General features: G+C 43.4%; 18 protein-coding genes. 14 read left to right on the top strand and 4 right to left on the bottom strand.

Annotated features, from left to right (window positions below):
- Positions 1-63 precede the first annotated feature (63 nt).
- Positions 64-1,512 (top strand): phytoene desaturase family protein, encoded by a 1,449-nt coding sequence (locus PQ469_RS13775; protein ID WP_274213471.1) that lies wholly within the window; start codon positions 64-66, stop codon positions 1,510-1,512.
- Positions 1,513-1,623: 111 nt separating this feature from the next.
- On the opposite strand, the gene PQ469_RS13770 is transcribed toward PQ469_RS13775, so the two are convergent.
- Complete coding sequence (locus PQ469_RS13770) at positions 1,624-3,174, bottom strand: alpha-N-arabinofuranosidase (protein WP_274213470.1); 1,551 nt, start codon at positions 3,172-3,174, stop codon at positions 1,624-1,626.
- Positions 3,175-3,370: 196 nt separating this feature from the next.
- Positions 3,371-3,958, bottom strand: coding sequence for a TlpA family protein disulfide reductase (locus PQ469_RS13765; protein WP_274213469.1), 588 nt, complete (start codon positions 3,956-3,958; stop codon positions 3,371-3,373).
- A 281-nt stretch (positions 3,959-4,239) separates the two neighbouring features.
- Here PQ469_RS13765 and PQ469_RS13760 point away from each other — a divergent pair, with 281 nt between their 5' ends.
- From PQ469_RS13760 to eutC, 13 genes are all read left to right on the top strand, one after another.
- Complete coding sequence (locus PQ469_RS13760; protein WP_274213468.1) at positions 4,240-4,788, top strand: hypothetical protein; 549 nt, start codon at positions 4,240-4,242, stop codon at positions 4,786-4,788.
- Between the two features lie 295 nt (positions 4,789-5,083).
- Positions 5,084-5,974: a hypothetical protein gene (locus PQ469_RS13755; protein ID WP_090652649.1), complete on the top strand. Its 891-nt coding sequence runs from the start codon at positions 5,084-5,086 to the stop codon at positions 5,972-5,974.
- A gap of 25 nt (positions 5,975-5,999) precedes the next feature.
- Positions 6,000-7,553, top strand: coding sequence for a vanadium-dependent haloperoxidase (locus PQ469_RS13750; RefSeq protein WP_274213467.1), 1,554 nt, complete (start codon positions 6,000-6,002; stop codon positions 7,551-7,553).
- 29 nt (positions 7,554-7,582) lie between these two features.
- Positions 7,583-8,398, top strand: a complete 816-nt coding sequence (locus tag PQ469_RS13745) for a hypothetical protein (RefSeq protein ID WP_274213466.1) — start codon at positions 7,583-7,585, stop codon at positions 8,396-8,398.
- Positions 8,399-8,495: 97 nt separating this feature from the next.
- Complete coding sequence (locus PQ469_RS13740) at positions 8,496-9,602, top strand: hypothetical protein (protein ID WP_274213465.1); 1,107 nt, start codon at positions 8,496-8,498, stop codon at positions 9,600-9,602.
- Between the two features lie 203 nt (positions 9,603-9,805).
- Positions 9,806-10,270, top strand: coding sequence for a RidA family protein (locus tag PQ469_RS13735; protein WP_090652646.1), 465 nt, complete (start codon positions 9,806-9,808; stop codon positions 10,268-10,270).
- A 192-nt stretch (positions 10,271-10,462) separates the two neighbouring features.
- The gene (locus PQ469_RS13730) at positions 10,463-11,596 is read left to right on the top strand and encodes a D-TA family PLP-dependent enzyme (RefSeq protein WP_274213464.1); all 1,134 of its coding nucleotides are present in this window, start codon (positions 10,463-10,465) and stop codon (positions 11,594-11,596) included.
- Between the two features lie 12 nt (positions 11,597-11,608).
- Positions 11,609-12,679, top strand: coding sequence for a dipeptidase (locus tag PQ469_RS13725; RefSeq protein WP_274213463.1), 1,071 nt, complete (start codon positions 11,609-11,611; stop codon positions 12,677-12,679).
- Positions 12,680-12,778: 99 nt separating this feature from the next.
- Complete coding sequence (locus PQ469_RS13720) at positions 12,779-15,376, top strand: MGH1-like glycoside hydrolase domain-containing protein (protein ID WP_274213462.1); 2,598 nt, start codon at positions 12,779-12,781, stop codon at positions 15,374-15,376.
- 415 nt (positions 15,377-15,791) lie between these two features.
- A complete protein-coding gene (locus tag PQ469_RS13715) occupies positions 15,792-16,724 on the top strand; it encodes a sugar phosphate isomerase/epimerase family protein (protein WP_274213461.1) in 933 nt (310 codons plus the stop codon).
- Positions 16,725-17,030: 306 nt separating this feature from the next.
- Positions 17,031-18,380 carry an ethanolamine permease gene (gene eat / locus PQ469_RS13710; RefSeq protein WP_274213460.1) on the top strand — a complete coding sequence of 450 codons (1,350 nt, stop codon included), beginning with the start codon at positions 17,031-17,033 and terminating at the stop codon, positions 18,378-18,380.
- 110 nt (positions 18,381-18,490) lie between these two features.
- Positions 18,491-19,819: an ethanolamine ammonia-lyase subunit EutB gene (locus PQ469_RS13705; RefSeq protein WP_274213459.1), complete on the top strand. Its 1,329-nt coding sequence runs from the start codon at positions 18,491-18,493 to the stop codon at positions 19,817-19,819.
- A gap of 85 nt (positions 19,820-19,904) precedes the next feature.
- Positions 19,905-20,663 carry an ethanolamine ammonia-lyase subunit EutC gene (eutC, locus tag PQ469_RS13700; protein ID WP_274213458.1) on the top strand — a complete coding sequence of 253 codons (759 nt, stop codon included), beginning with the start codon at positions 19,905-19,907 and terminating at the stop codon, positions 20,661-20,663.
- 48 nt (positions 20,664-20,711) lie between these two features.
- Here the strand turns inward: eutC and PQ469_RS13695 are convergent, their stop codons facing one another.
- Both PQ469_RS13695 and htpG read right to left on the bottom strand, forming a co-directional pair.
- Complete coding sequence (locus PQ469_RS13695) at positions 20,712-21,236, bottom strand: DUF4251 domain-containing protein (protein ID WP_090652637.1); 525 nt, start codon at positions 21,234-21,236, stop codon at positions 20,712-20,714.
- A gap of 127 nt (positions 21,237-21,363) precedes the next feature.
- Complete coding sequence (htpG, locus tag PQ469_RS13690) at positions 21,364-23,247, bottom strand: molecular chaperone HtpG (RefSeq protein WP_274213457.1); 1,884 nt, start codon at positions 23,245-23,247, stop codon at positions 21,364-21,366.
- Between the last annotated feature and the right edge of the window lie 6 nt (positions 23,248-23,253).

Genomic DNA, 23,253 nt, shown 5'->3' with positions numbered 1-23,253 from the left:
AATGTCGGCTTAAAATAGTTAATTTGGGTATCTTAGGGGTATCAACACCTCTTTGCACCATACATGAAGCTTGAAAAGCGCGATTACGATGCGATAATAGTAGGATCGGGGCCAAACGGGTTGGCGGCTGCAATTTTATTGCAGCAACATGGGCTTTCTGTTTTATTGCTTGAAGGTAAAAATGAAATAGGGGGCGGGCTGCGTACAGCCGAACTTACCCTGTCTGGCTTTAAACACGATATTTGCTCGGCCATCCATCCACTCGCAACCTCATCGCCTTTTTTTGAAACATTGCCGCTTGCACAACATGGCCTCGAGTATGTATTTCCAGAAACAGCAGCTGCCCATCCTTTTGATGATGGAACGGCTGCTGTTTTGCTTAAATCAGTAATGGAAACCGCCAGGTTACTTGGCAAGGATGAGCAGGCATATCTTGATTTAATGCAGCCTGTAGTAAAAAACTGGCCGCTAATTGCCGCAGATGTTTTAGGCCCGCCGCATTATCCGAAACATCCCTTGCTGATGGCACAATTCGGCCTTCCCGCCATAACGCCCATCACATGGTTAGCCAAAAAGTTTAAAACCAAAGAGGCAAAAGGCTTATTAGCAGGGATGGCGGCACATTCCATACAGCCTTTGAGCAATATCGCCACATCCGCTATTGCACTGGTACTAATGGCACAGGGGCATTTAAAAGGATGGCCATTACCCAAAGGCGGATCTGAGCAAATAGCAAAGGCCTTGGCTTCGTATTTTATATCGATTGGCGGTAAGATTGAGACCGGGTTTTATGTCGAGTCATTAAATCAATTACCCTCATCACATGCTGTTTTGTTCGACGTTACACCAAAACAACTGTTAAAAATTGCCGGCCATAAATTTTCGCCGCTATACAAATGGCAATTAGAACGCTATCGTTACGGTGCGGGTGTATTTAAAGTAGATTGGGCTTTGGATGCGCCAATCCCGTTTAAGGCCGAAGCAGTTAAACAGGCAGGCACGGTACATATTGGCAACACATTTGCCGAAATTGCCGAAGGCGAGCAACTGATTTGGAAAGGTAAACACCCGGACAAACCCTATGTACTTTTGGCTCAGCAAAGCATCTTCGACACATCACGGGCACCGGCAGGCAAACATACGGCATGGGCGTATTGTCATGTCCCGAATGGTTCAAATAAAGACATAACTGATATTATAGAACGACAGGTGGAACGTTTTGCACCCGGTTTCCGGGACACAATTTTGGCTAAGCATACCTTTAACACCGCCCAGCTTGAAGAATACAATCCCAACTATATAGGCGGTGACATTAGCGGCGGCGCAATAGATATCGGCCAGTTATTTACGCGGCCTGTGCTAAGGGTTTCGCCTTATAAAACATCAGCCAAGGGGTTGTATATTTGTTCATCATCCACGCCTCCGGGTGGGGGGGTGCATGGCATGTGCGGGTATCATGCGGCTAAAAAAGCGTTGAAAGATATATGGGGGATAAAGGTAAAGCCCTTGTAATACAATATATTAAAATGTCATTGCGAGGAACGAAGCAATCGCGAACTATGCAGGGTGGATTTGCACAGTTCGCGATTGCCACGCTATCGCTCGCAATGACATAATAAAATATTAATTCAACTCCAGTGTCACTACCGATTTTGCGGGTAGTGTAACCACCAGTTTATCTCCATCTTTTTTGGCATTGGTAAAGGTTGCCAGGTGCAGTTTGTTTGGCACCGCAAAAGTGTTAATATCCGTAATATTTGCTGAGGTTAACACCTGGCCTTTAACAGCACTCCATTTAACATCCTTCAATTCGGTAGTAATGGTGATGGCATTATGCATATCAAGGTTAACTAATGAAATATGTACCTTGCCTGTGTTATCCTGCGATGCAGACGCATTTACCGCCTCTATTTTTTTGCCATCAACCTCGTAGTTTGGCACATCCAGCTTAATAGGCAGGTATTTGGCATCCTGGTGCACCTTGTACATATCAAAAACATGATAGGTAGGGGTAAGCACCATTTTTTCTTTGTCGGTTAAAATAAGCGCTTGTAACACGTTGACGGTTTGCGCCAAAGCTGCCATACGTATACGGTCGCTATGGTTATTGAAAATATTAAGTGTAGTACCTGCAATTAAGGCATCGCGCAGGCTGTTTTGCTGAAACAAAACGCCGGCGTTGGGGCCTGGTTCAGGGTCTGTCCAAACACCCCATTCGTCAACCACCAGGGCCACTTTTTTTCCGGGATCGTATTTATCCATAATAGCCGAGTGTTTGGTAACAAGCTCTTCCATTTTAAGGCAGTTAACCATGGTGTTAAAGTATTCTTTTTCGCTAAACGCGGTAGCCGAACCTTTTTTGCCCCAGTTACCGGTAGGGATGGTGTAATAATGTAAAGATAGGCCCGACATCATCCCCGACGGGATCTTCTTCATACAAACTTCCGTCCAGTTATAATCGTCGGCATTAGGACCGCTGGCTATTTTTTGCAGCTGCGCACCCGGATAATCTTTGGCGAACGAAGCATAGCGTTTAAAAAGGTCGGCATAGTACTCTGGCGTCATGTTGCCGCCGCAGCCCCAGCTTTCATTGCCCACGCCCCAAATAGTTACTTTATAAGGTGCCGGGTGACCGTTTTTAACACGTTCTTTAACCACAGTGCTGGTACTGTTCGAGTTAAGGTATTCAATCCATTTCGACATTTCTTCTACCGTACCGCTGCCCACATTACCGGCAACATAAGGCTCGCATTTCAGTAATTCGCAAAGTTCCAAAAACTCATGCGTGCCAAAGCTGTTATCTTCTGTAACGCCACCCCAGTTGGTGTTTACCATCCTTGGGCGCAAGGCTGTTGGGCCAATACCATCACGCCAGTGATATTCATCAGCAAAGCATCCGCCCGGCCAGCGCAGGTTAGGGATCTTGATCTTTTTCAACGCCTCTACAACATCCAGGCGAATCCTGTCCTGCTTTTTAACAGGGAGGTTTTTATCAACCCAAAAGCCACCGTAAATTCCACGGCCCAAATGCTCGGCAAATTGCCCGTAAATGTGCTTGCTGATGGTTGTTTTTGAATCGGTACTGATACTAAGCGTTCCGGTTTGGCTGTAACCGGATGCCGAAATTAAACACAAGGCGGCAGCGCCAAGTGATGAGAGGAAATTTCTTTTCATGGAATAACAGGTTTATGCCGTAAAGAAAAGAAAAAATAATTAATAAGTGTTGTTTTAACAATAAAAATTATTGGTGAACGGTGAGTAGAGAGTAGTGAATTGTTATGCCTTCGATAAAATACTGCGGCGAGACCGCATATTGAGATAAGCTTTTGTTTGAATTTTACTTAATAGTCTTTTGTCTTGATTCTTGAGTCTATTTCGCTTCCCTCTCCAAAAACTCATTAAACTTATCGCTGTTGTAATCGGCAGCGCCGGTATGTTTGTACTTTAGCTTGCCATCTTTGCCAAATATCAGGGTTGTTGGTATAGTGCCATCCAGTAAAGTATCCGGAAATTTGCCGACAGACGTATATAATGGCAGGCTGTAATGGTTATTTTTGAGGAACGTTCCTGACTTTAGCTGGTCGTTATCTGTATCAACCATTATAAAGACAACATTGGGGTTATTTTTAAACTTCATGTAAAGCCCTTTTACCGATGGCATTTCGGCAAGGCAGGGCGGGCACCAGGTAGCCCAATAATTTACAAACACAACCTTATTTTTGAGGCCGGATATTGAAATTGTATTTCCTGATGTATCCCGGTAACTATAATCGGGCAGGTTTGCAGGGGCTTTATGGTTACGGGCATAATCATCCGGATCTGGTTTAAAAGCCCCAACGGCCATCAGCCCACGAATTAGCTCAATTTTGGCTGTGGGGTTCACCCAGGTAATCACAGCCAGTACCATGAGCAATGCAAACATGATGTTTGATGCCGAAAAGTATTTTCGTAGTATCATATGATAAGTTTGGTACAAATATGCAAACAAAGTTATATTATGTTAATCATATATAATATAATGAAGGATAGCCCTTCGGGCGAAAGGGTTGAGTTCTGAGCGCCTTATAGGACGTGTCGTGTTTTGTTTGTCCGGCTCAAAACACCTGAAATTTTAAGTCCCTCTCATATCTAACATCTCATATCTGCTTTTCGCAGTACAATTTTTACTTTTATTTGTTTTAATAGTATTGTAACAATATATTTACCGCTAATTATTACCCTAATAGTTAATCTGGAAAAGTGAAAAGGTTTATTGCAATGCTATTACTTAATGTGCACCTGTTCAATTTGGGCGGGTACCAGTTTGTATTTCAGTATTTCATTCACCAATCAGAAATACAGATAGTTAAAGAGATTTACGAAAACAAGATTGACGCAACCAAACTTGTCGAAATCAAAATCCCGGTTCACCTTCCCGGTATAAAAAAATGGGACCACTACGTAAGGGATAACGGCCAACTACAGTTAAAAGGAGTTTATTACAACTATTTAAGATACAAAATGTCGCCGGATACCATGTCGTTCATTTGTATTGCAAATAGTGTTAAAACCCGCCTGGTATCTGCCAACCTGGTCATTGCCAAAGAAATTAATGATGTACCACTTAGTAAAAAGGGGCATGATCAGCTTAAAAAATCCGGCACAGGAAACGATTATAGCTTCCAGGTAACAAACTACCAGTTTGTAGCCTTTTCAACGCTGCTTAAAGCTATTGCAAGCCCTATAGCCTACCATGTGAACGACCCTTACATTGAATCTCCAGGCAAACCGCCAAATTTTACCTGCTAATTATAGCTTATAAATTATGATGTTGAATTGTTCTTTTATCGGAAAAAGATAAAGGCTGTTTAATTTGCTTATCATTTAAATAACTCTTTTTAGTCTGCATAGTGGGCTTCAATCAGATATTTTGATGACACATAATCGTAGGCTTCCGGCTTTTACGCTGAATTAATGTTTAACGTGTTATTTAATGCTTTAAATCATTTTCTGTCAGTTGGTTTATTATTAAATTTTTATTGAATTTCCTTACTTAAATAGAATGAAATATTCATTGCTGTATTTTTACAGATGCTTTATTGTTATGGCTGTATGCCTTACTTTAACTAAACATGTACAAGCCCAAACTGATGCCGACGCGCTGATGATACCCAAAAACTATGTTTGTGTGGCTGGCGCTTACACACACAGCCAGTGGGACCATTACTGGGAAGGTACCTTCAAACGCGATGCGCCAAATATGGGTACGGTAAGTTCAAATGCTTACATGCTTGGTGTTGTTTATGGCTTGTCAAACAAAATCAATATATCTGTTGCGCTTCCTTATATTACAACCAATGCCAGCGCCGGAACTTTGCGGGGCGAGCACAATTTTCAGGATGTAAGCGCCTATGTAAAATGGCTGGCTGTTAAACATGAAATAGGTAAAGGATCTTTGAGTTTACATGCTATTCTTTCGGGCTCGATACCTGCAAGTAACTATGAAGCTGATTTTTTACCATTATCTATCGGCTTACACAGTAAAAATGTCGCTTTACGTGGTTTACTCAATTACCAGATTAGCAGGTTTTTTGTGGCCGGTGCTTATCAGTATGTGCGCCGGAGTAATATTACTATCGACAGAAACTCCTATTACACTACCGAAATGCATTATACCAACGAAGTGCAGATGCCCGATGTTTCTAATTATTTAATCAGTGCCGGTTTCAGGAGCCTGCAATTTAATGCCGAGGCTACGTTTACGCAGGTTGATACGCATGGAGGCTTTGATATCAGGAAAAACGATAATCCTTTCCCAAGTAATAAAATGAATTCGCGGGTCGCGGGGCTCATCCTTAAATATATGTTTACCAAAATACCAGGATTAGAAGTGACAGCGGGCGGCAATTATGTGTTGAAAGGCCGAAATGTTGGCCAGTCGCGCACCTTCTACGGTGGTATTGACTATGTTTTTAATACCAGGAAAGAGAAATAATTTATAATAATTAAAAGAGAATCTGATGAAAAGATCATTACTTTATATAATACCATCAATGTTTATAGGCGTGGCTATATTTAGCTTATCCTGTAAAAAAGACATTGTAGATCGTACTCAACAATACCCCGCGCTGGCCCCCGCTAATATCGACCTTAATGCCGATACCTGGAAACCAGTGCTGGTTAATGATTTTAGTGTGCTTACCGTTGCCGCCCCCGATGCGGTTACTTCGCCGGCTTACCTTGCGGATATTAACGAAATTAAAGCAGCACAGAGAAATTTAACTGACGACCAAAAGGCATCTATTAAATACTGGAGCGCAGGTGCTGTGTTACGGTGGAACGAGATTATGCGCCAACTGGTGGCCAAGCATAACGTTGCGCCATATCAAAATGCTGATGGTACCTATCCCGCGCCAAGTTCGGCCAACCCATTTAATTACCCGGAGTTTCCATTCTCGAACCCGCCATATGCCGCCCGCGCTTATGCTTATGTGAGCGCAGCGCAATATGATGCTTTGTTGGCTGCGTGGCACTTTAAAAACACTTATAAACGTACGGCCCCTTACAAAAATGATGCAGCTGTACAGGCCTTGGTGCCGGTTTCTGAACTGCCATCATATCCAAGTGAAGATGCAGTTGTTGCCGGTACCACCGTTGAGCTAATGAAGCTGTTATTCCCTACCGAACTGGCTTACATCAACCAAAAAGCCCAGGAAGAAAAAGAATACCGTATAATGGCAGGTGCAAATACCCGCGGCGAGATAGCAGCAGGTGAATCATTAGGAAAACAGGTTGCAGCTTTATTTGCAGCCCGTGCCCGTGGAGATCGTGCAGGTAAAGCAATAGGTACGCCGGCTGTTTGGGCCACGCTACAAACAACGGCATTTGAATCAGGAAAGTTTTGGGTGAGTTTAGAAACACCTAAAAGACCACCGATGTTGCCTTTGTTTTCAAAAGTGCTTCCGTTTTTGTTTGATACATTAACTGTTGTTTCACTGCGCCCGGCGCCACCGTATTTATCTACTTCGGCCGAATATAAAAAAGAAGTTGATGAAGTACTATCAATGAGTAAAGATCATAGTCGGGCACATGAAGAGCAGGTTGCTTTTTGGGCTGATGGCATTGGTACCTACACACCGGCTGGCCACTGGAATGCTATTGCTGCCGATGAGTTTGTGAAACAAAATTATAGCGAAGTGCGCTGGGCCCGTAACTTTGCGTTGCTAAATATGGCCGAAATGGATGCCGCTATTGTTTGCTGGGATACAAAATATTTTTACTTTAACCAACGCCCGTCGCAGGTTGATCCGTTGATTAAAACGCTTACGGGGGTGCCAAATTTCCCGGCTTATACATCAGGACACTCTAACTTTAGCGGCGCAGCAGCAACCGTATTAAGTTATTTATTACCTGACAGAGGAACTAAGTTTACTGATCTGGCACAAGCGGCCGCCATGTCGAGGCTGTACGGTGGTATCCACTTCCGCAGCGATTGCGAAGTTGGTTTAGTAACCGGCAAAGCGGTAGGACAATACGCGGTTAACAGGGGTAAAGCAGACGGTGCAGGATTATAACGGGTAGGGAGAGTTTAAGATACAATAACATGTCGCGTTTAATTTCAGATAAAAATATATACTACACGCTCAGGTTTGCGTCAGCAATGTGTTTTATAGGTCATGGTGCCTTTGGTATCATCACCAAGCAAATTTGGTGTAATTATTTTGCCGTAGTTGGCATCGGGCATGATATGTCATACACGCTGATGCCCTACGTAGGAGTGATGGATATTTTGTTTGGCTTATCGCTATTGGTATATCCAACACGTGCGGTAGCCGGCTGGCTGGTGGTGTGGGGGATAATTACAGCCGCCATGCGTCCTTTATCGGGCGAGCCATTTGCCGAGTTTATTGAACGCGCAGGTAATTTTGGTGCTCCATTTGTACTGCTGCTAATGCAGGGTGGGGTTAAAATACCGCTAAAAAAATGGTTCGCCCGGATGGATGACAATATAAACATGGATGCAGGTACCTTAAAAAATGTTTTAAATTGTTTAAGGTTGTTTGCATTCCTGCTGCTGTTGGGCCATGGTTGGTTAAACCTGATACAAAAACAAAGTTTAATTAATCAGTACCATGCTTTGGGTTTTAACGATCCTGATAAAACCGCGCTGGTAGTTGGCACTTTTGAAGTTTTGGCAGCACTTTCTGTACTTATTCGCCCATTCGCAAATATTCTGTTTTTGTTTATCATCTGGAAAATAACAAGCGAACTCTTTTACCCTAAATATGAAATATTTGAATGGGTTGAGCGGGGCGGCAGCTATGGGGTATTATTATCCTTATGGTTTGCTGTTAAGCGATCGCCTACCGGATTTTTATCATGGCCTTTTAAAAAATCAGCCCATTTACAAACTAATTAATTAACCTGATATCCTGTAAAAAGCAGGCTTTAGCTGGGTTTTATCACCCGGCCTTAATACCCAATTATCTAAATAATAATAACCACTAAAAAAAACTATGAAACTAATTTTAAAATTAAGCTGCGTGGCAGCATTATTTGTACTTTTTACAAACGCAAAAGTAAACGCACAAGGCTGCGTAGCCATCAGGAGTACAGGCGGTTTGTGCACCATGGACGAACATCCGGATAGTGCCAATGCTGCTGAAGGAAGCTGGTTGTTAAATAGCAATAGCCGATACTTCAGGTCATACAAACATTTTGTTGGCACAACTGAGCAAAAACAACGTATAGCGCTGGGTACAAATGTTATTAACCACTCCTATACCAATGATATAACACTTACCCGTATTTTTAACAATCGCTGGTCGTTTGCGGTGGATGTACCTATTGTGGATAACAGCCGTTCATCGTTATACGAGCATGGCGGTAAAGAACGTTTAGAGACACATTCATTTGGTTTGGGCGATGTTCGTTTAACTGCATATGCCTGGTTATTAAATCCGGCTAAAGCACGTAAGGGAAATATCCAGGTTGGCTTGGGCTTAAAACTCGCTACCGGTGCTTATAACTACCAGGACTATTTTTACCACCAGGGCACAACCGATGCCAAAGTACTTGGCCCGGTTGATCAGTCTATACAGTTGGGCGACGGCGGTACCGGCATAACCACCGAAATAAACGCTTATTACAATTTTACGCACAAATTTGGTGTATATGGTGGTTTTTATTATCTCGTTAGCCCAAGAGAACAAAATGGCGTTTCAACAGCCCGCGGTGGTACTCCAAGTGCCAAAGCTATTGCAAATGGCAGCGATATTATGAGTGTGCCAGACCAGGTAATGCTTAGGGCGGGTGCAAGCTATGGCACAGGTAAATTTGACTTTTCGGCAGGTGCACGTTATGAGTGCTTACCGGTTCACGACCTTGTTGGCGGCAGTAACGGTTTCAGAAGGCCGGGTAATATCCTTTCGGCCGAGCCCGGGGTTACATTCCGTTTAAAATCACTTTCTATTTATGCATTTGTGCCGGTTGCTTTACGTCGCGAACGTACGCAAAGTGTTGCTGACAAAATTTCAACCAACCTTACCGGAACATACACACAAGGCGACGCGGCTTTTGCCGATTACGCCGTTAACATTGGAATTACGTACAGATTTAAATAAAGTTGATTCATGGTTTAAGCAAAAGCCGGGTTTGAGATCCCCGGCTTTTTTGTTTTTATGGCAAACAGAAACCTACTTTGTTGCTTTTGGGGGTTGTTTTCGATGGTCTTACTACCATATCGTAAGTTTTTAAAATTTTTAAATATGTTTTCTCAACTTTATGAATAGTATTTATAGATTTGAAAATACTATAGTTTTACAATATGAACACTCCCGAAGAAAATTTTGCAGCGCTTGGTTTAAACCTGCCGCCAGCACCAAAGCCGCTTGGCGTTTATAAACCATGTTTAATTGATGGAAAATACCTTTACCTATCCGGTCACGGAACGGTACAGGATGATGGTACCCTGATTATAGGCCGTATTGGCGATACCATAAATATGGAAGATGGGAAGCTTGCTGCCCGCCAGGTTGGTTTAGCCATGCTGGCTACCGTAAAAGCCAACATAGGCAGTTTAGATAAGGTAAAACGTGTAATAAAAGTATTAGGCATGGTTAACTGCACACCCGATTTTGAAAAACATCCTTTCATCATTAACGGGGCAAGCGAACTTTTTGCCAAAATATGGGGCGAAGAAAATGGCATCGGCGTGCGCAGCGCAGTAGGCATGGGATCGCTACCCGATAATATCCCGGTTGAAATCGAAGCTTTATTTGAATTGGTTTGATTTTAGTATCAAGTAGTTAGTATCAAGTATCAAGAATTTTTTAGAGGGGAGATGGGTACGCGGTGAGGAAATAAAAACTATCTTAAGACGACTTGGACCGTTTTTGATGGCGCAAATCAATGGGATTTATTATAAAACAAATGGCAAAATACAGACTTTAGAAAAACTCGTTTGCTATTCATTTAACTGGTCATGACTCACCACTCACCACTCACCACTCACCACTGGTTCACGATAGATAACGTAGATAAACTGGATACACCGGCTTTGGTTGTTTATCCCGATAGGGTACAGGCCAACATCAATCTGCTTAAAACCATGATTGATGATGTAGCGCGGTTGCGCCCGCATATTAAAACCTACAAAAACAAGGAGGTTACACAGCTGTTGCTGGATACGGGAATTAACAAATTTAAATGCGCTACCATTGCTGAAGCAGAATTGCTGGGCATGTGTAAAGCACCCGATGTTTTGCTGGCTTATCAGCCTGTAGGGCCTAAGCTGGATAGGTTTATCAAATTAATAGATACTTACCCGCAAACCCGCTTTTCGTGTTTAGTTGATAACGATTTAGCAGCCAAAGAAATTTCGGATGCTGTAGTAGTTGGTAAAATTACCATTGATGTTTATATCGATTTAAATGTTGGTATGAACCGTACAGGCATTGCGCCCGGTTTTGATGCACTGCAGTTGTATATGGATTGTGCGGTATTGCCCGGGATTACGCCCGTTGGCTTGCATGCTTACGACGGCCATATTCACGATGTTGATGTGGCAAAACGGAAGGAGCGCTGTGATGCCGGTTTTGCGCCTGTGTTAAAGCTGCAACAAGATCTGAAAGCAAAAGATTATCCCGAACCGGTGATTATTGCCGGTGGCTCGCCAACGTTTACCATTCATTCCAAAAGGTCTGTTGTAGAATGTAGCCCGGGTACTTTTGTTTATTGGGACAGGGGCTATGAACTGGAGATACCTGAGCAACCCTTTTTACCCGCTGTATTGGTAGTTACACGGGTTGTATCGCTGCCCGATGCTACTAAACTTTGCCTGGATGTTGGGCATAAATCTATTTCGGCCGAAAATGAACTGGCAAAGCGAATTTACTTTTTAAATGCACCGCAACTGGTGCCTGTTGGCCAAAGCGAAGAGCACCTGGTTGTTGATGCGGGTAAGGGCCATGGCTACCAAATAGGCGATGTGCTTTACGGTATCCCGCATCATGTATGCCCAACAGTGGCTTTATACGAACGCGTTTGTACCATCGAAAATAATATACTTACCGGCGAATGGCTTAACCTGGCCCGCGACCGTAAAATCACCATCTGACAATAAAAGAATATGTTTGTAATTGATGCCCATTTAGACCTGAGCATGAACGCGCTGGAGTGGAACCGCGACCTGACCCGTCCGCTGGCCGAATTAAACCAGCGCGAAGAAGGCCTTACCGATAAACCCGACCGCGCCAAAGCAGTTGTTACCTTGCCCGAATTGCGCAAAGGCAATATTGGTTTGGTGGTAGCCACACAAATTGGCCGTTATGTAGCGCCCGGTAATCCATTACCCGGGTGGCACTCGCCCGAACAGGCCTGGGCGCAAACACAGGGGCAGGTAGCCTGGTATAAGGCCATGGAAGATGCCGGCCAAATGGTGCAGGTGAATAACCTGGCATCGTTAGAGAAACACCTTACATATTGGAACGATGGCCAGTCAACAGAAACTAAGGCCGTAGGGTATATCCTAAGTTTGGAAGGCGCAGATTCGATTATAACGGTACAACATTTGGAGCGCGCCTACAATTACGGGCTGCGGGCTGTAGGACCCGCGCATTATGGCCCTGGCAGGTATGCCCAGGGTACAGATGCCACCGGCTACATGGGGCCAAAAGGGCATGAACTGCTTAAAGAAATGGAGCGTCTGAATATTATTTTGGATGCAACTCATTTGTGCGATGATAGTTTTTGGGAGGCATTGGATCACTTTAACGGCCACGTTTGGGCCAGCCATAACAACTGTCGCGCACTGGTAAACCACAACAGGCAGTACAGTGATGAGATGATTAAAGCTTTGGTTGATCGCGGTGCAGTAATTGGCGCTGCATTGGATGCCTGGATGATGGTACCGGGATGGGTGAGGGGTCTATCAACCCCCAAAGGGATGAATTGCAATATGGAGGTGATGGTAGATCATATCGATCATATTTGCCAGATAGCCGGCAATGCCCTGCATGTAGGTATGGGCACCGATCTTGACGGCGCCTTTGGCCGGGAGCAATGCCCATATGACCTGGAGACCATAGCCGATTTGCAAAAAGTGCCGGATATGCTAAGAAAACGAGGTTATACCGATGTAGATATTGAAAACATGATGCACGGTAACTGGTTAAGGTTTTTGAGGAAGGCCTGGGGGTAAAATGTCGAATAGCAGGTTTATTTAGATGTCTTTTTCACCATCGTGTAAAACATCTCCTACAATTCTGTTAATTATTTCAAATAAGCCTACTTTGCATTCATGAATGCAGAACAAGCAAGATTAAAGGATGCAACCTGGAAAAAGTGGGGCCCCTATGTGAGCGACCGCCAATGGGGTACTGTTAGGGAAGATTACAGTGCCAATGGTGATGCCTGGAACTTTATAACTCATGATATGGCCCGTAGCAAAGCCTATCGCTGGGGCGAGGAGGGTATAGCAGGCATCTGCGACCGTCAGCAAAACCTTTGTTTCGCGATTTCTCTCTGGAATAAAAAAGACCCCATCATCAAAGAACGCTACTTCGGGCTGAGTAATCCCGAGGGAAACCACGGCGAGGATGTAAAAGAATTATACTATTACCTGGATAGTACGCCAACGCACTCGTACATGAAAACCTTGTACAAGTACCCGCAAAATGAGTTTCCCTACGCCTGGCTGGTTAACGAAAATAAGCGCCGTACACGCAACGATCCTGAGTTTGAGCTGATGGATACCGGCATTTTTGATAACAACGAATATTTTGATGTTTTTACTGAATACGCCAAGAATGACCCAAATGATATCCTCGTAAAAATTACCGTCTATAACCGATCCGATAAAGATGCTGCATTAAATGTAATGCCTACACTATGGTTCCGTAATACCTGGAGCTGGGGTATTGATGATTACAAACCGCAAATTTCGGCCCATGGTAACGGCGTAACCGGCATATTTCATGAAGATCTTGGACAGCTTTGGTTGCATACCGAGGGTGATCCGGCTGTATTGTTTTGCGATAATGAAACCAATATGCAGCGACTATACAATTTTGATAGTGGCCACAAGTACCATAAAGATGGTATTAATGATTACATAGTTCATGGGGCCGACACCATCAATCCAAAGAAAACAGGTACAAAGGCTGCTGTTAATTATGATATAAATATTGCTGCCGGGCAAAGTGTTACCATCAGGCTCAGGCTTTCGCCGGATGCTAATTACAGTTTTGAAGACTTTGACAATATATTTGATGTACGTTTAACCGAGGCCGACCAGTTTTACGGAGATATTTATAGTAATAAATATGATGTTGACAAATGCCTTATTCAACGGCAGGCTTTTGCCGGGATGCTTTGGAATAAGCAATTTTATTATTCCGACATTCGGCAGTGGCTCAACGGCGATCCTTCTCAGCCGGAGCCACCTGCCCAGCGTGAAAATGCCCGCAACAGCAAATGGAAACATTTAAATACCAAGGATGTCATATCGATGCCCGATAAATGGGAGTATCCCTGGTTTGCCGCCTGGGACCTGGCCTTCCATTGCCTGCCGTTGGCGACGATAGATATGGCATTCGCAAAAAATCAGTTGATACTACTCACCCGCGATTGGTATATGCATCCCAATGGGCAATTACCGGCCTATGAATGGGATTTTAGTGATGTAAACCCGCCGGTGCACGCTATGGCCGTTTGGAATATTTATAAAACCGATAAGGCAGCCAATAATGGAAAGGGCGACACGTACTTTTTAGAAAGGATTTTCCATAAACTCATGCTCAATTTTACCTGGTGGGTAAACCGTAAGGATGAAGCCGGTAACAATATCTTTGAGGGGGGCTTCCTTGGTATGGATAATATCGGTGTTTTCGACAGAAATACCCGTCTGCCATCCGGGCAACACCTGGAACAGGCCGATGGTACCAGTTGGATGGCGATGTACTCGCTTAACTTGTTGCGGATCGCAACCGAGCTTGCGGAAACCGATAAAGCATACCAGGATATAGCTTCGAAGTTTTTTGAGCACTTTATTTATATCGTGGGGGCCATGTCAAACTTTGGCGAAAGCAATGAAGGACTTTGGGATGATGAGGATGGTTTTTTTTATGACCAGATCCGTTTCCCGGATGATGGCTCTGTAAAAATGAGGGTAAGAAGCATCGTAGGCCTGATACCGTTATTTGCAACCGAAGTTTTGGATGAAGCAGATATAGCCGACAGCCCTATATTTAAAGAACGGATGAAATGGTTTGCCGAAAAACGGCCGGATTTGGCTTCCTTAGTTTCGCGCTGGAACGAGGCAAGTAATAATGGCAAGCATCTTATCAGTTTGTTGCGTGGGTACAGAATGAAATCACTGCTGAAATATATGCTGGATGAAAATGAATTTTTAAGCGATTATGGCATCCGCTCATTGTCAAAATATCACCTGGATCATCCTTATAAAATAGCAGTTAACGGAGTGGATTTTGGCATCGCCTACACACCTGGCGAAAGCGACAGCGGCCTTTTTGGTGGTAACAGTAACTGGCGTGGCCCGATCTGGATGCCGATTAATTACCTTATTATTGATAGCCTTCAGCGTTTTTATAAATATTACGGCGATGATTTTAAAGTGGAATGCCCCACCGGATCGGGTAATTTCATGAACCTGTCCGAAGTAGCCAATGAACTATACAGCAGGGTTTCTAAACTGTTTTTGCCCGATGATAAAGGGTACAGGCCATTATTTGGCGCAAATCACAAAATGCAAACTGATCCGCATTTTAAGGACCATGTACTGTTTTACGAATATTTTGACGGTGATACAGGTAGGGGTTTGGGGGCTTCCCATCAAACCGGCTGGACAGGGTTGATAGCTAATTGTTTGTATAAATAGGCACCTGCTGATGACAGCGCTTTACGAGCGCCAAAATCAAATGTAAATGCCGCATAAAAGCATTTAATTGGGTTAACATAACTTAACATATTTTGAATAAAATATTATATAAGCATTTGGTAGCCAATTATTTGTATTTTATCATGGTTAACATAAAACTCACGTTTTGGGCAAATTAAAGGCCGCCCATTTATGTGCCTGTTGGCCAAAGCGGTTGCTGGTGGTTTGTGTTTTTAACCAGGATCAGGCAGTAAAAACAAGATGTCACTTGATGCTTTTATCTCTCCGACATCATAAGCTTGTGCCTGCCGGGAGATGATTATATGAGCTAATGTGTAAAAAAGACACAATAAGTTTTAATTTGCTGATAATTATTATTTAGATTTACTGTACCACTTAAAACTAAATTATCAGCATGAATTACAACAGGAGAAAATTTATCCAAAGTACCGGGGCTTTGATGCTTGGCGGTATGGCCTTATCCGGCAAAGCTGCTTCCTTATTAAGTAATATGGCTGCTCCGCATGCCATTGGTTTACAGCTATTCACTTTTTTTGGTGTTATTGACGAGGATGTAAAAGGCACGCTGACCAAAATAGCAGCCCTTGGCTTTAAAGACATGGAATCGGCCTTTAGCAAAAAAGGGGGCTACTATGGTATGACACCCAAAGAGTTTAAAGCCATGGTAAATGACCTGGGCATGAACTGGACGTCGCACCACGTGTTAGGCGCACCATTTAAACTTCCTCCCGGAACAAAATTGCCAAACGGCGCCGATGGCAAACCGATGGTTATACCTCCAATGAAAAACCTGCGCGATAATATGCAGGAGTTGGTTGATGATGCAGCCGCAGGTGGTGTTAAATACCTGGTTTGCGCCAATTCGCCAACTGCTACGCTCGAAGAAATCAAATCGACCATAGAAGTATTGAACAAAACAGGGGAGGCCGCCAAAAAGGTAGGTATCCAATTTGCCTATCATAATCATGATATGGAGTTTCATGCCGTTGACGGCAAGGTTCCTTATGATCTTTTATTGAGCGAAACCGACCCCCGGAATGTGAAAATGGAGCTGGACCTGGCCTGGGCTGTTAAAGGCGGAAAAGACCCGGTTGAAATGTTTAAACAACATCCCGGCCGTTTCCCGCTTTGGCACGTAAAAGATCTGGATACCGAGCGTAAAACCATATTACCCGTAGGCAGCGGCACAATCGACTTTAAACCAATCTTCGCAGCCGCAAAATCAGCCGGCATGAAACATTTCTTCGTTGAACACGATGGCCCGAAAGATCCGCTGGCAAGCATTACCAGCAGTATAGGGTATTTGAAAAATACGCTGAAGGTTTAATTGGTTCATTGGTTCATTGGTTCATTAGTTCATTGGTCTGGTCTGAAGGTTAGTCATCAGTCCGGTTGCCGAAAGACTTCCGAAGTTTCTAAAACTTCGGAAGTCTGATGCCGTCGACAACTTTTGCCCGCTATGCCCGCGTTCCAATGAACCAATGAACCAATGAACCAATGAACCAATGAACCAATGAACCAATGAACCAATGAACCAATGAACCAATGAACTAACGGGTTAACAATTCTATAACATACGTCAATTTTGATATTCGCCCCGCAATAAGTATCTTATGGCGGCAAATCAAAACGTATGGCAACCCCCCCGGCAGAGCAATTAAAGAGAGTTTTAAAACCAGTCCATTTATGGGCGATAGCTGTAGGGCTTGTCATCTCTGGTGAATACTTCGGCTGGAATTTTGGGTGGGATGTTGCCGGTACAATCGGGATGCTTATAGCCACTGTGGTTATAACGGTGATGTATATCACGTTCATTTTCAGTTACACAGAACTTACCACGGCAATTCCGCATGCAGGCGGGGCCTTTGCTTATGGCTACAGGGCCATGGGCCCATTTGGTGGCTTAATAGCTGGTTATGCCACGCTTATCGATTTTCTTTTTGCATCGCCGGCAATAGCAATTTCGTTAGGGAGTTACCTCCATTTTTTATACCCGGAAATCCCGGTTATGCACTCGGCCCTGGTATTTAATGCCGCATTTTTGTTGCTTAATGGTTTGGGGGTAAAAGAATCTGCCGCATTTTCGGTATTCATTACCATTTTGGCGGTTGCCGAATTGGTTTTGTATTTAGGTATAGTTTCGCCTCATTTTAAAATGAGTAACTACATGAGTAACCCAATGCCCTTTGGCTGGGGAGGTGTGTTTGCCGCTCTTCCGTTCGCCATATGGTTTTACCTTGCCATAGAAGGCGTGGCCATGGTTGCCGAAGAAGTTAAAGACCCACGAAAAGATATCCCCAAAGGTTACATTAGCGCTCTGGCAACATTGGTAGCATTGGCATTAGGCGTAATGGTTGTTACTGGCGGGATAACCGATTGGCGTAAACTAAGTACCTTAGATTACCCCTTGCCCGAAGCAATAGGTATAGTGCTGGGCAAGGCAAGCGGCTTAACCAAAATATTTGCCAGCATCGGCTTATTTGGGCTGATAGCTTCGCTTCATGGCACTATTCTGGCATCGTCAAGGCAGGTATTTGCAATGGCCAGGAGCGGTTATCTGCCAAAAGGATTAGATAACCTAAACCACCGCTTTAAAACCCCGCATTGGGCGTTGGTGGTGGCCGGGGCTGTTAGTTTTATAGCCATTTATATTGGTACCCATACAAAAAATGGCACCTCACAAATTTTGGTTCTGTCGGTTTTAGGGGCCGTTGTTATGTACATTATGTGCATGGTGAGCTTGTTCATCCTGCGGAAAAAGGAGCCAAAGCTTCCACGACCATTTAAAGCACCTGTGTATCCGTGGTTTCCGGGTATAGCGCTGCTTATAACAATAATAAGTTTATTTGCCATTATGTGGTTTAACTTTACCGTGAGCATTATATTTTTTGCAGGCCTGCTTCTGATCAGTATTATATTTATCCTTATGGGTAAACACAAAGTAGCCCTTACAGATGAAATGATGGCAACGCCTGATCTGTAAATAAAAGACTGTACTCCGCAAGGCACCAATTAACTAATGAACCAGTGAACTAATGAACAAAAATGCCATACCGCCACACCATTCGACATAAGGTTTACAAGTTTCAGGATTTGAAAACTTTGCTGGGCAAGGCATCGCCCTACCGGTCGGGCGATGAGCTGGCCGGCGTATGCGCCGGTAGTTATGAAGAACGGGTTGCTGCGCAAATAACCCTGGCCGATGTGCCACTCAAAACATTTTTAAATGAGGTTGTTGTCCCTTACGAAGATGATGAAGTAACCCGTTTAATTGTTGATAGTCAGGATGTTAAATCATTTAGTCAAATAAGCCATTTAACTGTTGGCGAATTACGCGATTGGTTGTTAAGTGATGAAACAGATACCCAAACCCTAACTGATATTGCCGATGGGCTGACGCCCGAAATGGTTGCAGCGGTATCTAAACTAATGCGTAATCAGGATTTGATCGCGGTAGCAAAAAAATGTAGGGTAGTCACCCGGTTTCGTAATACTATTGGGTTAAGCGGACATTTTAGTACCCGTTTACAGCCAAATCATCCAACCGACGATCCCAGAGGGGTAGCTGCCAGTATTATCGATGGCCTGCTGCACGGCAGTGGCGATGCCACCATCGGGATAAATCCTGCTACTGATAGCCCCGCTGCGGTAAGTAGTTTACTAAGGCTTATGGACAATGTTAGGCAACAGTTTAATATCCCCACGCAAACCTGTGTATTAAGCCATATTACTACCACTTTACAACTGATTAATGAAGGCGCACCAGTCGATCTTTGCTTTCAATCAATAGCCGGTACCGAAAAAGCGAATACAAGTTTTGGTATCAGCCTTAACTTAATTGAAGAAGCTTACCAGGCAACGTTATCTCTTAACCGTGGCACGGTGGGCAATAATGTCATGTATTTTGAAACAGGACAGGGGAGCGCCCTATCTGCCAATTCCAATTTTGGCGTCGACCAGCAAACCTGCGAGGTAAGGGCATATGCTGTGGCACGAAAGTTTAAACCCCTGTTGGTGAATACCGTTGTTGGCTTTATCGGGCCTGAATATTTATATGATGGCAAGCAGATCATCCGGGCTGCATTGGAAGACCATTTTTGTGGTAAGCTGCTCGGTTTGCCCATGGGTTGCGATGTTTGCTATACCAACCATGCCGAAGCCGACCAGGATGATATGGATAACCTGCTAACCCTGTTGGGCGTGGCGGGTTGTAACTTTGTTATGGGCATACCGGGTGCCGATGATATTATGCTTAATTACCAATCTACATCATTTCATGACGCCCTATATTTGCGCAAAGTACTTAATTTAAAACCATCACCTGAATTTGAACAATGGTTAATAAGGCAAGGAATTACCGATAGTAAAGGTAATATGATACCTATCGATCCGACGCACGGGTTGTTAGGAGCTATGGTTTAATATAAGGTGAAAGGATAAAGCTGAAAGGTAAAAGGGCAGGGTCAAGGATAATCCAAAAACCTGCCGTTTTCTTTGATATAAAAACATGAAAAGAAACATCCCCCACGAGATAGAACCCTTAAAGGCCTTGCAGGAGTTTACTACTGCCCGCATAGCTATTGGGCGTGTGGGTACAAGTATCCCGCTGAAACAATCTCTTGATTTTAAACTGGCACATGCCCACGCCCGCGATGCGGTTTATTCGGAGTTGGATATCAATCACTTAACAGATGTATTTAAACGGTTTGATTTACCCATTCTGCAGCTGCACAGCCGGGTAACCCACCGCCGCCAATACCTGCAGCGCCCGGATTTTGGCCGTAAACTTAATGAAGCGTCATTAAGCCTGTTAGAAGATTATTTTATCCAAACCGATATCGCCATCATTGTAGCCGACGGACTTTCGGCAACAGCCGTAAATGAAAATACATTTGGACTGCTAAAAGAACTTATTCCGTTATTATTGGCGGCGGGTTTTAAGTTTGCGCCAATAAGCCTGGTTGAGCAGGGCAGGGTAGCCATCGGCGATGATATTGGCTATAATCTTAAAGCGCAACTATCTCTTGTACTTATTGGCGAACGGCCTGGATTAAGCTCGGCAGATAGCGTAGGAGCGTATCTCACTTACGCCCCTAAACCAGGGCTAACAGACGAATCCCGAAATTGCGTTTCAAACATCCGCCCCAAGGGACTTACCTATAAAAAAGCGGCCAAAAAGATCTTATACCTGATCAGCGAGGCCTTTAAACGGAAACTATCCGGTGTAGAACTGAAGGACAACGCAGGATTATTAGATAGTCATTAGGTTATCAGGAAAATTTCTACCTTTCGCATTACCCTTTCATCTTTTACCTCATTTCTTAGCTGGTCTTTTCTGAATCATTCCGTTAAATGATATGGCATCGCGGTTGGTGCTGATTACCTGGAGTGACGCATAACCATCCGAACTAACAGTTAGATACATAGATTGCACATCGCGGGAATCACTTATGTTTTTGTTGGTGGGCTTGATGGTGATGTTCCAGCCATCTTTTTTGCGGGCCTTTAATGCATAAGTGAAGTGAGTATTTGTAAATTTGATACCGCCCTCGGTTGAGCCATAGGGAGGTGCTACATAAGCACGGCCAAAATAGGGAAGGTAGGCAATAATCGTATCTTTAGTGATTGTTAAATCGTAATCAGATGACGTTAGTGCCCTGCCGGCACCCCTCGCGGGATTTACGTAATTGGCCTCAAAAACAAAGTTTTGACTTTCGATAAGTTGTTTTATTTCAGCAACATGGGCTGCTTTTTTCTCCTGGCGGGTTTGCGCATCTGCCATGTTTATGCCGATAAAAATAAAGGCAGCAACTACAGATATTCTATTCAATAATTTCATAATAAATGATTTAAAGTTTAGACAAGGATGCGGGGTAAGGGTTTATTCCATAACAAATTTAACATATATTTAAATAAAAAAGCCACCCGTTTTTGCAGGTGGCTTTTATTATATAAGCAAATAATTGTTAAATCAAATTAACGCTGCGGTTTACAAACTCGGTAAGTTCGGCGCCGGTTAATAATCCTTGCGAAAGCAGGGCCAGGTCAAATGCCTGTTTTGATAACTGGGCTTGTACGTCTTCATTTTCTTCCTGTAAAATGCGGGTTATCAACTTGTGGTTTCCGTTAACAATTACTTTGTAATTATCCGGCATATTACCATAAAAACCCATGCCGCCACCCATAGCTGCCATATCTTTCATACGGCGCATAAACTCATCCATGGTTACAGTTACTGGCAATTCATCCGGGTTAAGGCTCTCTAATTGAACGCTATACGCCGGTTTGCTAATGGCTTTGTTGAAGATGTCTTTAACCTTTGTTGATTGCTCGTCGGTTAAAACTGATTCAGGCGCTTCGTCTTTTTTAATCAGCTTATCAGCTACATCAGCATCAACGCGTTTCAACGAAGTCTTTTCCAGTTTTTGCTCCAGCTGGCTAATGAAGTGATTATCAATAGGCGAGTTCATCACCAATACATCATAACCTTTTTTGTTGGCCGATTGGATAAATGAATCCTGTTTAGCCGGATCGTTGGTATAAATATAAACCAGCTGTCCGTCTTTATCGGTTTGGATGGCTTCAACTTTTTCTTTGTATTCCGATAAAGTAAAGTTTTCTTTTTTGGTGTTGCTTACCAAAACAAAGTCTTTGGCTTTATCATAAAACTTATCTTCGCTCACCATGCCGTATTTTACAAACAGGCCAATGTCTGTCCATTTTTCTTCGTAAGCTTTACGGTCGGTTTTAAACAATTCTGACAATTTATCAGCTACTTTTTTGGTGATATAGCTGTTTATCTTTTTAACGTTACTATCGGCCTGTAAAAAGCTGCGCGAAACGTTCAAAGGAATATCCGGCGAGTCAATTACACCATGTAACAACATCAAAAACTCAGGCACTATATCCTTCACTTCATCGGTAATAAATACCTGGCGGCTAAATAACTTGATCTTATTTTTCGAGATCTCAAAATCGTTTTTCAGCTTAGGGAAGTACAATACACCGGTAAGGTTGAACGGATAATCAACATTCAGGTGGATCCAGAATAATGGGTCTTCGCTGAAAGGGTAAAGTTGTTTGTAAAAGTCAAGATAATCCTGGTCTTTTAATTCAGATGGTGCTTTTGTCCAGATAGGGTTGGTATCATTAATGATATTATCTTCCTGAACATCAATATATTTAGGTTTGCCTTCTTCGTCAACACCATCCTCAACAGATTCGGTTTTGGTGCCAAATTTAATAGGCACAGGTAAAAATTTACAGTATTTGTCAAGGATTTCCTGCAATTTGTATTTGCTCAGGAATTCTTCCGATTCGCTATTGATGTATAAGGTAATCTCGGTACCGCGCTCGGCTAAAATGCCTTCGCCAATTTCAAATTCGGTGCTGCCATCGCAAACCCAATACGCTGGTTCGGCGCCTTCCTGGTAGCTAAGTGTTTGTATTTCAACCTTGTCAGCAACCATAAAGGCCGAGTAAAAGCCTAAACCAAAGCGACCGATGATTTCGTTGGCATCCTTAGCTTCCTTGAACTTTTCCATAAACTCAGTAGCGCCCGAAAATGCTATCTGGTTGATGTATTTTTTTATTTCTTCGGCGGTCATACCCAAGCCATTATCACTAATGGTGATGGTTTTCTTAACCTCGTCAAATGCAACTTCAACGCGCAGATCGCCAAGTTCGCCGCTATATTGGCCTAAAGAAGCCAGGCGTTTTATTTTTTGGGTAGCATCTACAGCGTTAGATACCAGCTCGCGCAAAAATATCTCATTATCAGAATAAAGAAATTTCTTAATTATCGGAAAAATGTTTTCGGTGTGGATTGAAATGCTGCCTTTTTCTTGCATAATATT

It is taken from the genome of Mucilaginibacter sp. KACC 22773 (genome assembly GCF_028736215.1).
Classification (GTDB): Bacteria; Bacteroidota; Bacteroidia; order Sphingobacteriales; family Sphingobacteriaceae; genus Mucilaginibacter.
This window is presented reverse-complemented; position numbering and strand designations above follow the sequence as displayed.